This window comes from Pedobacter sp. P26, assembly GCF_050632135.1.
In the GTDB taxonomy this organism is placed as follows: domain Bacteria; phylum Bacteroidota; class Bacteroidia; order Sphingobacteriales; family Sphingobacteriaceae; genus Pedobacter.
Genome location: NZ_CP192574.1, coordinates 3591643 through 3605124 on the forward strand (window position 1 = coordinate 3591643; position 13482 = coordinate 3605124).

The 13482-nt window shown below is 39.3% G+C and carries 11 protein-coding genes and 1 pseudogene; 3 read left to right on the plus strand and 9 right to left on the minus strand.

Annotation, left to right across the window (positions count from 1 at the left end):
- Positions 1-602 precede the first annotated feature (602 nt).
- The 4 genes and pseudogenes from ACQ86H_RS16690 to ACQ86H_RS16705 all read right to left on the minus strand — a co-directional run bounded on the left by ACQ86H_RS16690 (position 603) and on the right by ACQ86H_RS16705 (position 7558).
- Complete coding sequence (locus tag ACQ86H_RS16690) at positions 603-1433, minus strand: aldo/keto reductase (protein ID WP_431291800.1); 831 nt, start codon at positions 1431-1433, stop codon at positions 603-605.
- 422 nt (positions 1434-1855) lie between these two features.
- Entirely contained in the window at positions 1856-3289 is a 1434-nt protein-coding gene (locus tag ACQ86H_RS16695) for a TolC family protein (RefSeq protein WP_431291801.1), read from the minus strand.
- A pseudogene (locus ACQ86H_RS16700) lies at positions 3282-6451 on the minus strand (efflux RND transporter permease subunit). Before ACQ86H_RS16700 ends, ACQ86H_RS16695 begins: the two are co-directional and overlap by 8 nt.
- A gap of 24 nt (positions 6452-6475) precedes the next feature.
- Positions 6476-7558: an efflux RND transporter periplasmic adaptor subunit gene (locus tag ACQ86H_RS16705; protein WP_138823723.1), complete on the minus strand. Its 1083-nt coding sequence runs from the start codon at positions 7556-7558 to the stop codon at positions 6476-6478.
- Positions 7559-8316: 758 nt separating this feature from the next.
- Between ACQ86H_RS16705 and ACQ86H_RS16710 the strand changes: the two genes are divergently transcribed.
- Positions 8317-8871: a hypothetical protein gene (locus ACQ86H_RS16710; protein ID WP_431291802.1), complete on the plus strand. Its 555-nt coding sequence runs from the start codon at positions 8317-8319 to the stop codon at positions 8869-8871.
- Positions 8872-9123: 252 nt separating this feature from the next.
- Here the strand turns inward: ACQ86H_RS16710 and ACQ86H_RS16715 are convergent, their stop codons facing one another.
- Genes ACQ86H_RS16715 through ACQ86H_RS16735 form a run of 5 tightly spaced genes read right to left on the minus strand, consistent with a single transcriptional unit; the run spans position 9124 to position 12293 of the window.
- On the minus strand, positions 9124-9627 hold the full coding sequence (locus ACQ86H_RS16715; protein ID WP_431291803.1) for a hypothetical protein: 504 nt from the start codon (positions 9625-9627) through the stop codon (positions 9124-9126).
- On the minus strand, positions 9624-10115 hold the full coding sequence (locus ACQ86H_RS16720) for a hypothetical protein (protein WP_431291804.1): 492 nt from the start codon (positions 10113-10115) through the stop codon (positions 9624-9626). The genes ACQ86H_RS16715 and ACQ86H_RS16720 overlap by 4 nt, the downstream gene beginning before the upstream one ends.
- A complete protein-coding gene (locus ACQ86H_RS16725) occupies positions 10081-10845 on the minus strand; it encodes a hypothetical protein (RefSeq protein WP_431291805.1) in 765 nt (254 codons plus the stop codon). Before ACQ86H_RS16725 ends, ACQ86H_RS16720 begins: the two co-directional genes overlap by 35 nt.
- Positions 10846-10875: 30 nt before the next feature.
- Entirely contained in the window at positions 10876-11844 is a 969-nt protein-coding gene (locus ACQ86H_RS16730; protein ID WP_431291806.1) for a hypothetical protein, read from the minus strand.
- Entirely contained in the window at positions 11838-12293 is a 456-nt protein-coding gene (locus ACQ86H_RS16735) for a hypothetical protein (protein WP_431291807.1), read from the minus strand. The genes ACQ86H_RS16730 and ACQ86H_RS16735 overlap by 7 nt, the downstream gene beginning before the upstream one ends.
- A gap of 386 nt (positions 12294-12679) precedes the next feature.
- Between ACQ86H_RS16735 and ACQ86H_RS16740 the strand changes: the two genes are divergently transcribed.
- Both ACQ86H_RS16740 and ACQ86H_RS16745 read left to right on the plus strand, forming a co-directional pair.
- Positions 12680-12823 (plus strand): hypothetical protein, encoded by a 144-nt coding sequence (locus ACQ86H_RS16740; protein ID WP_431291808.1) that lies wholly within the window; start codon positions 12680-12682, stop codon positions 12821-12823.
- A gap of 20 nt (positions 12824-12843) precedes the next feature.
- The gene (locus ACQ86H_RS16745) at positions 12844-13446 is read left to right on the plus strand and encodes a hypothetical protein (RefSeq protein ID WP_431291809.1); all 603 of its coding nucleotides are present in this window, start codon (positions 12844-12846) and stop codon (positions 13444-13446) included.
- Positions 13447-13482 lie beyond the last annotated feature (36 nt).

Here is a 13482-nt window from a genome sequence, read left to right on the forward strand (position 1 = left end):
AACTCCAACCACTCTCATTTGTGCGCACGCGAGAACCAATATTGACTGAATTTTTTGGTTCAGGGCTCTTCGACTACGCTCAGATTGACAGATCGATAGGAATTTTCCGTGTTCTCTGTGCTTCTGTTGCAAAAAAATAAATTATAAAAAAAGAGAACTAATATTGACAGAATACTTGGTTTAAAGCTCTTCGACTACGCTCAGAGTGACAGATCGATAGGAATTTTCCATGTTTTCTGTGCTTCCGTGGCAAAAAAATAAATTATAAAAAAAGAGAACCAATATTAACTGAATACTTTGGTTTAAGGCTCTTCGACTACGCTCAGAGTGACAGATCGATAGGAAATTTTCCGTGTTTCTGCGCTTCCGTAGCAAAAAAATAAATTATAAAAAAAAGAGAACCAATATTGACTGAATACTTTAGTTTAAGGCTCTTCGACTACGCCCAGAGTGACAGATCAATAGGAATTTTCCGTGTTTCTGCGCTTCCGTGGCAAAAAATAAATTTCATAAAAAAGGTCTTAGCGAGGACGCTAAGACCAGTAAAGACGCTAAAACCGGTAAAAAAGAAAAATATTCCTCGCTACGCTCAAAACTTCTCCTTAATTCGCTAAACTTTCAAATTCTTCTTCAGTCAATTCGATTTCTGCGGCTTTTAAGTTTTCTTTTAAATGTTCTACAGATTTTGTCCCAGGGATTAAAAGGATATTTGACGATCTTTTTAATAACCAGGCCAAAGCAATTTGTGCGGTTGTAGCTTTATGTTTTTCGGCAATCACTTTAATCTTATCCGCTAACTTATGCGGACCAGAAGCCAAAGGAAACCAGGGAATAAAAGCCAGACCTTGTTCTGCCGTAAAATCTAAAACACTCTCCCATTGCCTGTTGCTAAGATTATATAAATTTTGAACAGAAACTATCGGAAGAATATCATGCACTTGTTTAATCTGATCGATGGTTACTTCTGATAATCCTACATTTTTTATTTTGCCTTCTTTCACAGCTTCTACGACAGGCGCCAGGGTTTTGGCAACATCCACATTGGGATCGATGCGGTGCAGTTGCCATAAATCTATTGAATCTACTTTTAATCGTTGTAAACTTCCTTCAATATCCTGCCTGATTTTTTCAGGGGCACCTTTAGGCACCCAATTGTCTGGACCTGGTCGATCAAAACCACCTTTAGTTGCAATAAAGAGATCTTTTTGAAAAGGAGATAAGGCATCAGCAATAAGTGATTCATTAAACTTCGGCCCATAAGCCTCTGCAGTATCAATAAAATTAACGCCATTTGCAACTGCTTCGCGCAAAACGGTTATCGCATTTTCGCGGTCTTCTACTTCGCCAAAAACACCCTTGCCGGTTAACTGCATTCCGCCATAACCTAAACGGTTAACTTCTAATTCGCCAAATTTAAATGTTGTTTTTCCCATTGTATTTCAGATATGATGATAAATTCCATGATAAAATAACCGCAGACAAAAGGCATTGTTTGCAAAATGAATTTTATGATAAATAAATGAACAAAGGGTAATTGTAAGGTGGGTGCTCGTTGTAAACTGCTCAGAGATCAAAAAAGAAAAGTTGTTATTGTAATGCATACGCTAATAGCGATTGTTGTAAGATTGCTTCCCCGAAAATCGGGGCTGGCTGTCGGCTGGAAAAGCCTTCTCAGCAACAACGATAACGAGAGGTATTCAACGCCTGTTAGAAAACGAGCGTAGCTATAAAGATTCCTCGCTGCGCTCAGAATGACAAAAAAGAAAAAGGCTGCTCCAAATGGAACAGCCTGATTGGATATAGGGATAATATACTTTAAAGTATTGTAATTATTTAAGGGGACTGTGGTATTCACCTATTTCCATCCACCACCAAGCGCATGATAAATGTCTACCACAGCGTTTAACTGCTGTTTTTTGGTATCGATCAGTTCTAATTTCGATTGTAAAGCATCACGTTGCGTCATCAATACCTCAAAATAATCAGCCCTGGCTGCTTTAAACAATTCGTTCGAAATATCGATCGATTGCGTAAGTGCGTTAACCTGTTTCGATTTCAGATCGTAGCTTTTTTGCAGGTTGCTGATTTTCGATAGCTGATTGGCTACTTCAATATAACCATTTAAAATGGTCTTTTCATAATCAAAAACAGCTTGTAGTTGTTTGGCGTTTGCAGATGAATATTCCGCCTTAATGGCATTTCTATTGATCAGCGGTCCGGCCAAATCTCCTGCCAAAGAGTAGATCAGAGATTCTGGTGTTCTTAATAAATATGAAGGATTAAAAGCCTGATAACCAATTGAAGCAGAAATACCCAATGATGGATAAAACTGTGCCTTAGCCACTTTAACATCTAATTTAGCAGCTTCTAGTTCATACTCTGCCTGTTTAATATCAGGACGGTTGGCCAACAACTGAGCTGGTAAACCCGAGTGTATGGTTGCAGGTACCAGATCGGTAAAGCTAGATTTATCCCTAATGATTGGCTGAGGAAAACGACCTAACAGGAAATTAATTTTATTCTCTGTTTCGGTAATATCTTGCTGAATATCAAATTCCAAACTTTTAGAACTTAACACCTCTGCTTCAAATTTACGTACAGCAAGTTCGTTAACCCTTGTGGCCTGTTTCTGGATCTTCATCAACTCCAATGCATTGCTTTGGAGTTCAATTGTTTTTTTTACCGTTTCCAACTGATTATCAGAGGCTAACAATTCATAATAAGAATTGGCTACTTCGGCAATTAAATTGGTGATTACGAAATTCTTACCTTCTACTGTCGACAGGTAGTGGTTAATTGCTGCTTTTTTCGAATTGCGCAGTTTATGCCAGATATCTGCTTCCCAGTTGGCCTGCAAACCAAAGTGGTAATCAGGCAATACTTCTGGCACCCCTTTGCCTGGAGTAATTTCAGTAGAGGCATCGCCGGCGCCTGAACTCGTATAACGGCCAACTTTATCCAATCCAGCGCCAACTCCATAGGTTACATTTGGCAAAAGTTCTCCTTTTTTTGCCTTGATTTCATTTTTTGCGATTTCGATATCCTGAAGGGTAATATTCAGCTCCTGGTTATTTTTTAGTGCGGTATCAATCAGGTTGATCAGATTAGGATCTGTAAAAAAGTTACGCCATTGAATACCAGCTGTACTTACTGTATCCTGTGAGCCATTAAAGCTCACAGGTACATTTTTATTTTCGGCACGTTGGGCTACTTCCGGTAACTTACAGGCGGTATATGCAGCGCATATTAGCACTAATCCAAGGCCTTTATAAATATTATTTTTAAACATTATTCTCAATTTCTTCAGTTAACGGATGTTCTTCTTCAATTCTGATCAGCTTATGTTTTGCTGCAATTGTTCCGAATATATAATATAACCCAGGGATCACAATTACCCCGAAAATGGTACCGAAAAGCATACCGCCTGCAGCCGCAGATCCGATGGTACGGTTACCGATTTTCCCCGGTCCACTTGCAATCATCAAGGGAATCAAGCCTGCAATAAAGGCAAAAGAGGTCATTAAAATCGGACGGAAACGTACACTTGCGCCTTCCATTGCCGCCTTAAATATCGTTGCGCCCTGTGCATGGCGCTGCGTCGCAAACTCCACAATCAGTACGGCATTTTTACCCAATAAACCGATCAGCATCACCATGGCTACCTGCGCATAAATGTTGTTTTCCAATCCTAATAATTTAAGGAAGAGAAACGCTCCAAAAATACCGGCCGGTAAAGAAAGGATTACCGAAAGTGGTAAAATGAAACTTTCATATTGTGCAGCCAGAACAAGGTACACGAAACCCAAACAGATCAGGAAGATATAAATAGCTTCATTACCTCTTGATACCTCATCTTTAGAAATACCTGCCCAATCGATACCGAATCCCCTTGGCAAGGTTTTCTTGGCTACTTCGGTAATGGCTTTAATGGCCTCACCGGAGCTGTAACCAGGAGCCGATTGTCCGCTGATCTCCGAAGCATTGTACATATTGTGTCTGGTAATTTCCGATAAACCATAAACCTTACGCATTTTGATGAAGGCTGAGAATGGCACCATCTCATCGCGATCGTTTTTAACCGATAGTTTTAAGATATCCTCTGGTAAAGCCCTGTATTGAGGCAATGCCTGTACGATTACTTTATACTGGCGGTCATATTTAATAAAGCTGGTTTCGTAGTTACTACCCACAAAAGTTGACAGGGTGTTCATCGCATTGTCAATACTTACTCCTTTTTGTTGCGCAATGTCGTTGTCAACATCAAGCATGTATTGCGGAAAACTCGCACTGTAGAAAGTAAATACGGATGATAACTCTTTACGTTTATTCAGTTCCCTTACAAAATCGTTGGCAACGGTTTCCATTTTTTTGTAGTCGCCGCTACCCGCTTTATCCAGTAAACGAAGCTCGAAACCACCTGCTGCACCATAACCTGGAACTGCTGGTGGCTGGAAAAACTCGATGGTTGCACCAGGGATAGATTTTGATTTTTCTTCAAGCTCTTCTATGATTTCTGCAGCCGAATGTTTACGCTCGCTCCAATCTTTCAGGTTAATTAAACAGGTACCCGAGTTCGATCCTGTACCTTCCGTAAGAATCTCATATCCGGCCAATGATGAAACTGACTTTACACCATCAATGTCTTCACACATTTTTTGCAGTTTCTCGGCAATCTGGTCGGTACGTTCCAAAGTAGATCCCGGAGGCGTTTGGATAATGGCATACACCATCCCCTGATCCTCGTTAGGAATAAAGCCTGATGGTACACTCCCACTTAATCCCCAAACCCCCAGACAAAAGGCAACCAATATACCAAAGGTTAATATCCTGCGGCTTACCACTTTGCTCAATACCAGTTCATATTTACCAGAAAGTTTGTTAAAACCATTATTAAAACCATCCAGGAAACGGTCGATTATGGTTTTCTTTTTGGTTGAACCATGATTATTCTTCAACATAATGGCACATAATGCAGGCGTAAGCGTTAAAGCTACAATACCAGAAAGGATAATTGCCGTTGCCATGGTAATGGAGAACTGACGATAGAAAATGCCCACCGGACCAGACATAAATGCTACCGGAATAAATACCGACGCCATTAAGAAGGTAATTGCGATAATCGCTCCACCAATCTCTTTCATGGCCTCCTGTGTAGCTTTTAAAACCGATAGATGTCTGTCGTGCTCCATCTTGGCATGCACCGCCTCAATTACTACAATCGCATCATCTACCACTACCCCAATGGCCAATACCAAAGCAAATAGGGTAATTAAGTTGAGTGTGATGCCGAAGAACTGCATAAACACAAATGTTCCGATCAACGATACCGGTACAGCAATGGCTGGGATAAGGGTTGAACGCCAATCGCCAAGGAACAGGAATACCACTAAACCCACCAGGATAAAAGCCTCTACCAGGGTGTGGATAACCTTTTCGATAGATGCATCCAGAAATTTGGAAACGTCGTAACTGATTTCGTAATCTAAACCTTTAGGAAATGATGCCGATTTAATCTCAGCCATTTTAGCTTTCACATCTTTAATAACCTGGCTGGCGTTACTGCCATAAGATTGTTTTAAAACAATCGCGGCAGATGCTTTTCCGTTTAAGGTAGAGTACAAGTTATAGGCAGAAGCACTAAAATCTACATCAGCGATATCTTTTAAACGAAGTAATTCTCCATTGGGAGTTGCCCTTACTACGATGTTTTCATATCCCTCTTTGGTATTAAAACGACCTGAATATTTTAATACATATTCAAAAGCCTGCGAACGTTTACCCGAACTCTCTCCTGTTTTACCGGGAGAGGCTTCTAAACTTTGCTCATCAAGCGATTTCATTACTTCATCAACTGAGATTTTATACGCCTGCATACGGTCTGGTTTTAACCAGATACGCATAGCATAATCCCTGTCGCCCAAAATATCGGCAAAACCCACACCATCAACCCTTTTCAGCTCTGAAAGCAAGTTGATATCTGCATAGTTGTACAGGAAGTTCTGGTTCATTTTAGGGTCTTTACTGTACAAGTTGATGTACATCAACATGTTCGACTCTTCACGGGTGATTTTTACCCCTTCGCGAACCACCAAAGGCGGAAGTTTATTGGTAACAGCGGCTACACGGTTCTGTACGTTAAGCGAGGCCTGATTGGGATCGGTACCCAGGTTAAATACCACCTGGATTGATGCTTCACCATCATTACCGGCATCAGAAGCAATATATTTCATTCCAGGTACACCGTTAAGTGCACGCTCGAGTGGAATAACTACCGATTTAATTAACAGCTCGTTGTTCGCCCCAGGATACTCTGCCGTAATATTTACTTTGGGCGGAGAAATGGAAGGAATTGTGTAACCGGCAGGTAGCTGATGGCCAGCACACCAAGAAACACAATAATAAGCGATATTACGATAGAAAGGACTGGCCTTTGTATGAATTTACTAAACATAAAATAAGTATGGAGGGGTTTAGATTATTCTGTTTTCAATCTCAATTGTTTCATCACGTCCTGAGGCTGTTGGAATTTAAAGGCAATTTTATCATCGTCTTTAACCTTCTGTACACCTTCAAGTAAGATCTTATCTTCTACTGTGATGCCATCGCCAATAATGTATAAATCCGGCAGTTCACCAGCAATGGTGATGGCCCTGGAGTGTACTTTATTGTTTTTATCGATTACAAAAACATAAGTTTTATCCTGAATATCGTAAGTTGCTTTCTGTGGGATAACAATGGCATTTTTTAAAGGAACAACCATCTGAATTTTACCGGTTTCGCCGTTTCTAAGCAAGTTATCCGAGTTATTAAACCTTGCCCTGAAAGCAATATTCCCTGTCTCATTATCAAATTCACTTTCTATCACTTCCACTTTACCCTTAGATTTCAACAACTCGTTATTGGCCAGTAATAGACTTACTTCCTGCTGTCCTTTTGCTTTTGCTGCACTCTGGTAGTTTAAATATTCTGGCTCTGATACATTGAAATAAGCAAAAACCTGACTGTTATCCGAAAGGCTGGTTAACAAAGCGCCTTCATCAACCAAACTACCCAGTTTTAATGGAATTCGGTCGATGGTGCCATCAAACGGTGCCCTGATTTCGGTATTTGACAGGTGGAATTTTGCCAGTGAGGTTTCAGCATTTGCCGATTGAAGTTTGGCTTTGGCCATCGCCAGTTCATTTTTGGAAACAATATTTTTATCCGATAATAATTTGGTGTTTTCCAACTCAATTTCTGCCGATTTAGTTTCAGCCTGTGCTTTTAGCAACTCAGACTGGGCTGCTTTTGGCATAATTTTAAATAACAGCTGACCCGCTTTTACACGCTGGCCTTCATCTACATAAATATTTTGGAGATAGCCCTTTTCCTGGGCCCTAACTTCGATATTCCGGACAGATTTAATCTGCGAAACATATTCCTTGGTAAACGAAGTATCCATTCTTAGCGGCGTGGTTACCGCATAAGTAGCTACTTCTTCTTTTTCTTCTTTCTTCGAGGTACAACCTGTTACGTAAAGCAAAGTACACAAGCCTAAGCACATGAGAACTCTTTTCATTTTTTTCGTTGAGTGGTTTTAATCTGATTTATTTTTATTCTCTAATTAGTTTTCCCTGGCAACCAATTTATAATGAAAAGCTGTCTACGACCGGTTTGCAGACACTTAATTGATTTCAATAAATTATGGTTACGCAATGATTTAATTCGAAGGCGAAATAAATACAGATTTATGAAGTTTAAATGAAGTTGAAATTCATGTTTGCTATCCGAAAATCATGATTTAAAAGATAAAAAGATGATTTACAACCACAAACAGAATATTAAAGATGCTTTTTTGCCAATTTAGAGAATTAATAACCCTTTTTTGATGAAGAAACAATAAATCCACAAAAATGGCTCTTGTTTTTGGATGATCTGAATATTTTAACAATAAGGATAAAACAGGTTTTATGACTGTTTAACTACATGAAATGAATTAATCAATTGGAAAAAACGGGCGGCCCGCCCAGTTTATTAATTGCCGAGCACTCCTTTTAGCTCATCAGCTATCCGGGACTCAGCATCTATCAGTTTGATGTACACGGCATATCTGAAATCGAGTATAAGAATACAGAGCAGTTTACCCTCATGTAATCATTTTTGGATAATCCGTAGCTCTACCTTCGTCATTTAATAAACAGTTGAAATAAAACAACACCAGCCAAAATAAAAGATTAAGCCGTTAAAAATAAAACACTTAGCAATAATTATTATATTTATTTAAAAGATAATTATCCAGCACCGCAGGCAAGCCTTACCTTTGCAAAAAATACCATAATGAACAGTACCCAATCAAAAGCGCTCGAACTAGTTGTAGGCATCATAAAAGATACCATTAGCGATATTAAAATTGAAAACACTTCTGCAAACACTGTTATCCTAAAAGACGGTAATGCCACTATGCAATTATCACAACAGGCAGGTGAAAATGCAGATCAGGAAACCATCGTAATCCTGGACCCGAAAGACATTATTTACAGCGAAGACCTTCTTCCGGAGCTAAATGACCTCACTTCGGTTACGGTAATTATAAACGGTCTGAATATAGAAACACACCTCGTTTTTCAAGCGGTAAGAGATTGTTTTGATCAGATCAGCAACAGTTACGAATTTTTGAAAATATTTGAAAAAGACGTGATCAAAATAAAAAGCGGATTTAAATTCGGAAGCCATGCTTTTGTACTCAATGTACTGAATGAAAAAGATCAGATTTCTATTGGTGCAGAATTTGCAGCGTCATTTGATCCAGCGGTTAGAAAAACAGTTGAAACAGATGTAATCAAAGTACAAAAAGCCATTAATAAAATGGTTAAAGAAGACGGGGCAATTTAATCGTCCCTTTTTAAATAATAAATATTTCGATAGCCCTGTGCCAAAGCATGGGGCTATCGAAACCCTATGATTTATATGTTCATCAGGATAGGCATATTTATCTATCAATAACCGGCGAGGTGGCAGTTAAGTTTTTTAAGGTTATTGAAAAGCGGTAATATGGCTGCTTTTCTACAGAAACATAAATATAGTCCGGAGATTTCTCCACTCCACAGCTGCACCGGTTGGGATGGACACCGGTTGATACCAAAATTACTTATTAAAATAACACTTAATCACGGAGAAAATGTAGATCAGGATTACCCAACCTGCCATCACAAATTTAGGCCAGGCAATAAAATCTGTTCGCCAAAACTCACCCAGATTTCCAAGGTGGTGAAAGCTGTGAATCAGCCTGATATTCTCCACAACATCTGTTGTGCCAATTAAAAAGGCCAGAAATAAATTAAATCTTAGCAATTCATTTAACCAACTTGTTTTTTCTCTTTGCATTTGCGCATTAGACAAGGTCATGATGAGTAATACATAGACCAAAATAAACAGAAAATCGAGGTGTGTATTCTTTTGTGCGAGGTTTAAAAGTGTTTGGTCGCCGTAAAGCGTGTCGCTCCAAAGCGAAATGATTTCCGTTCCTGCATCTTTATTAGCGAGTTCCAGACTAATGATTCCTTTGCCGCTGAATTGCTGAAGTATATTTCCCTGAAAAGACATTATACCACAGATGGTAATAAAAACCAAAATTAATATCTTTTTCATTGCTGGTTTCCTTCCTGTTGTTTTAAAACTTCTACAACTGCAGTTCCATTTTGATTTGGGTTGTTAATGCAATGAATAAAGGCCGCTGCTGTTTTTTTGAAATGTTGGGGTAATGGATGCAATTCATCTGTCCAGCCATCTTTACCAACTGATCCTCTCGAATCGATATGGAATACCCGGTTTTCCCCTAACATTTCAGTAAAAATACGTCCAATATCAATCATCATTTCATTAAACAGGTAAATCATGGCATAAACAATTTTGCGCTGATCTTCAGAATCGTAAATACCCCTGAGCTGTAAGGGCGTTTTTAGCCAGCCGCCATGTCCGAGAAAAGTTCGTGCAAACAGCCGGTACCATTTTAGCGGATTATACCCTGCTATCTTTTTATCGCTTGGAATGGCGTAATCGTAACCTTGTGTAATAATCTGTATGCCCGGAAATTTACCCTTTTCACCTCTTACCTTTACCTCCGGTGAGAATTCCATTTATGATAAAGTAATATTGGAGTTGAAAAAAGGCCAACAAAGCATAAAAATCTTTGGATATGAACTGAATACCCCGCTTAAAATCTTCAGGTTTGTCGGGCGGATTAGCTGCATTTTGATAGAGGTATTTCGCAAATGCACTATTTTCAAATTCATTAGAGTCTCCCTTGTGTGTAACCATGGCTGCAATTCTCCGGTTTCCAACCAGATCGTTGCCTCCCCCGCTAATGATAAATACATCAGGCTGAAGTGTAGAAAGCTGTTCGACATATTTTTTGGCACTAACCATATTCATCAGCCAATCGCCTCCAGAGGCCAGACTATAAACAGCCATATTCTCTTCCATAGAAACCCAGTCGATTACATCACTTAAAAGGATCGGGTAATTGAACCAGGAATCGCCCTCTACCACTATTACCCTGTTTTTAAGTCCGTTATGCTTAGCGCTATGCTTACGAAAATTATTTTTTACCTTTTTTATAAAACGGGTATTACGCTGGCTATTTTTTAATGCGTCTACTTTAGCCATAACAGGCGCTAGTGCTGCTATTTTCCGTACCTGCTCCAGATTAAGGTCGTAGATATGCTGAATAATTTCAGAGAGATCAAACTCATTAATCTCCGGCCGCAACTCAACAAGTTCGCTAACCGTAATTTGATTATTAAGCAATTTGTCGATAAGACATTTCTTTATAGAAGGATCCATGGCTTTTCGATCGTTGTATATCATTTTCTATAGATTAAATATTGCATCTGGAAATTATCTGAAATTTTTCTCCATAAAACTGAGCATGTTCCGGCTCATAAACTTCTCTACAATTTCTGCTCCTGATATCAAATTATCCGGCATCGACATGTTGTAATCGGGATTTGCAACAAAAGCATTTGCGTGGATAAGAAGTCTGTCTTTCAGTAATCCAAAGTCGGCAGAGGTCCATATCCCATCAATAGGATTAACAATACCATCGTTGTCACTCCCTAAACATTGAATGTCCCAGGCGGGAAGCCTGTTAATATCGAGCAACACTGCAATATAACGAATCTGCCTCCAAACAAACAGTGCAGCATGAAGCAAGATTGCCTCGCTCCCGAGGTGCTTTCTAAATAGTGCAATTTCATGACTGCTGGCAATACGTCTTTCATCTAATTGTATCCCAAACAGCCCTTTAGTCTGGCCAATGAGCACAATTTCGCGGTCAGAGAAGTTAATATCCGAACTTAAAAACAAGTTATAAGCATACTCGTCGCCACATATTGCCCCATGGCTCACAATTACCGGTATGTGCTCATTCTTATATTCCTGATCCAAAAGTTCGAAATATTCTTTTCTGGATGCGATACTCATGTGTTTAATATCGATAAGGATCCGCTTTCCGTTTGTTTTGGATAATAATGCCCTGATCATATCCTTACCTAATGCATTTAGGCCTGTTCCAAGCATCACACTTTGATTGGTGATCAGCTTTACTGAAAAATCAGTTAAGCTGGCGGCATGCCCACATAATCCATTATAAAAATGATGGGCAAAAGTGATAAACAACGGGCAGTGCGGCCAGGCCTTTACCTTTGCCAGGTTATCCATTAAGCTTTGTTTTACCAAAGGATCGTCGCTCCCTACATCCTCAAAGCGATTGTAAAGGGCATGCATCCCTTCAAAAGATAATCCAATGTAGACTGTACGCACCTCATCATCTTCACTTTGGGCAATATGCTGAAAATCTATCAGCAATACATATCTAATTTTTTTGGTCCAAAAGTGAAAACTTTTCCATCTAAAGCCTTTAAAAAAGCATATTCATTTTCCAGATCTGCAAAATATCCATTGTGTGGATCCTGAATGTAATGTATACGCTCTTTTCCAATGCCAGTAACAAGGTTTACGCTATCGGTAACTAAATCACCTGGTAAGGCACCTTTCCTGACAAATCCTTTTTCGAAAGGATAAAGTGAGCAAAAAATAAGTCCGACACCTCCCTTTTCAAGTGCCTGAATGCCCGCCTGGGGAAAGCTGGTAATACCTAAAATTTTATTGAGGATCTTTTTTACAAATGGTGGATCACCATAGAAATAAATGCAGTCTTTTATTAAAGGATTGGTGCCAGGTACCCTATCGGGAAAGCTACGCCCATAAGGTTTCATTGAAGGGTGGCAATGTAAATCTGCAACAGCGATATTCATAAGTTGAAAGGTTTTAGATGAAATGCCCCTAAGGCACAGCACAAAATCCACTTGGGGACATACCGAATAATATTAAATCAATTGAAAATATACAGCATTCAACCGAAGATAACAGCTTGCTTTAACCTAAAGCGCTCCAGTTATCGAATACGTAAATATAACGGATCATCTGATAGATTACAATACCCAATATTGGGTATAAAACCTGATCACATATTGAAAATCCAGTAAATACCTAATATCGGGTATTTGTATTCTGTACAAGAATAATTAAATTGCATTACCAATACAAATTGCTGTTATACCTTAAAATTAAGTTCATGCGTTCTGATTACAGGAAGTATGGATTTACCGTATTAACAACTTGATATTTAAGTCGCTCTACCATGAAATACCTAATAGCATTAGCCTTTTTAGCCCTTTTTAATGGTAATACCTATGCTCAAAAAGATTGGGCTTATGCACCATATTTCAGTTTCGGACTCAATGCAAATCTTAACTATGGAAAAAAGCAAACTTTTCCCGGGTAAACCTTTATGGCGGGTTTGCAGTGAGCGCCGTTTACAAAAACAGCTTCATCGCAAACTATGGAGGCAGCATTTCTATATACAGGAAAACTGTTGGCACCAATCTGAATCCCCTGATTGATAATGTTGAAATAGACTTTACCAACGCTATATCTGCCGGATATGGAGGCCATCCGTTAAGTTACAATAAACTGATTCGCACGATGCAGAATTCAGCTTTCTACAACATTAACTTAAACAACAATTATTTCGGCCTGCTCTCTACCAATATTGTATTCAATAACCATCGGCGCAACCAGGTGGTAGGTTCGGTTACGCTTTCAGGGCCGGGACTTAGCTTTAATTATTATAATGATGGTGCTGCACCTGTAAAGTGGTTTGGCATTGGCGATGGTTTTGATCGCTGGTGGACGGGTGGTGGTTCATTCTTCGTACACTCCCGCAAGGGTTTTAACTATGGCGAGTTAAGTTTCGACCAGTTTACCGGTTACCAGCCATTTTTGTTTGAGCTTTCTGAAATCATCGGTATAGATGTTCCTCCGTATGCTCAGTCTGCCGATGATCAGTCGAAAAGAAAAAAGATTCGAACTACAACAGTTCTCAATATCATCTCAGGATTGGACTAAATGAACATTTTAGTGTTGATGCGGGTGTTTTGGGTT

Excerpts from the sequence above, each read along its gene's own strand:
- ACQ86H_RS16710 (WP_431291802.1), top strand. The coding sequence starts at position 8,317 with ATGAACAGTACCCAATCAAAAGCGCTCGAACTAGTTGTAGGCATCATA.
- ACQ86H_RS16705 (WP_138823723.1), bottom strand. The coding sequence starts at position 7,558 with ATGAAAAGAGTTCTCATGTGCTTAGGCTTGTGTACTTTGCTTTACGTA.
- ACQ86H_RS16720 (WP_431291804.1), bottom strand. The coding sequence starts at position 10,115 with ATGGAATTCTCACCGGAGGTAAAGGTAAGAGGTGAAAAGGGTAAATTT.
- ACQ86H_RS16725 (WP_431291805.1), bottom strand. The coding sequence starts at position 10,845 with ATGATATACAACGATCGAAAAGCCATGGATCCTTCTATAAAGAAATGT.
- ACQ86H_RS16735 (WP_431291807.1), bottom strand. The coding sequence starts at position 12,293 with ATGAATATCGCTGTTGCAGATTTACATTGCCACCCTTCAATGAAACCT.
- ACQ86H_RS16740 (WP_431291808.1), top strand. The coding sequence starts at position 12,680 with ATGAAATACCTAATAGCATTAGCCTTTTTAGCCCTTTTTAATGGTAAT.
- ACQ86H_RS16715 (WP_431291803.1), bottom strand. The coding sequence starts at position 9,627 with ATGAAAAAGATATTAATTTTGGTTTTTATTACCATCTGTGGTATAATG.
- ACQ86H_RS16690 (WP_431291800.1), bottom strand. The coding sequence starts at position 1,433 with ATGGGAAAAACAACATTTAAATTTGGCGAATTAGAAGTTAACCGTTTA.
- ACQ86H_RS16695 (WP_431291801.1), bottom strand. The coding sequence starts at position 3,289 with ATGTTTAAAAATAATATTTATAAAGGCCTTGGATTAGTGCTAATATGC.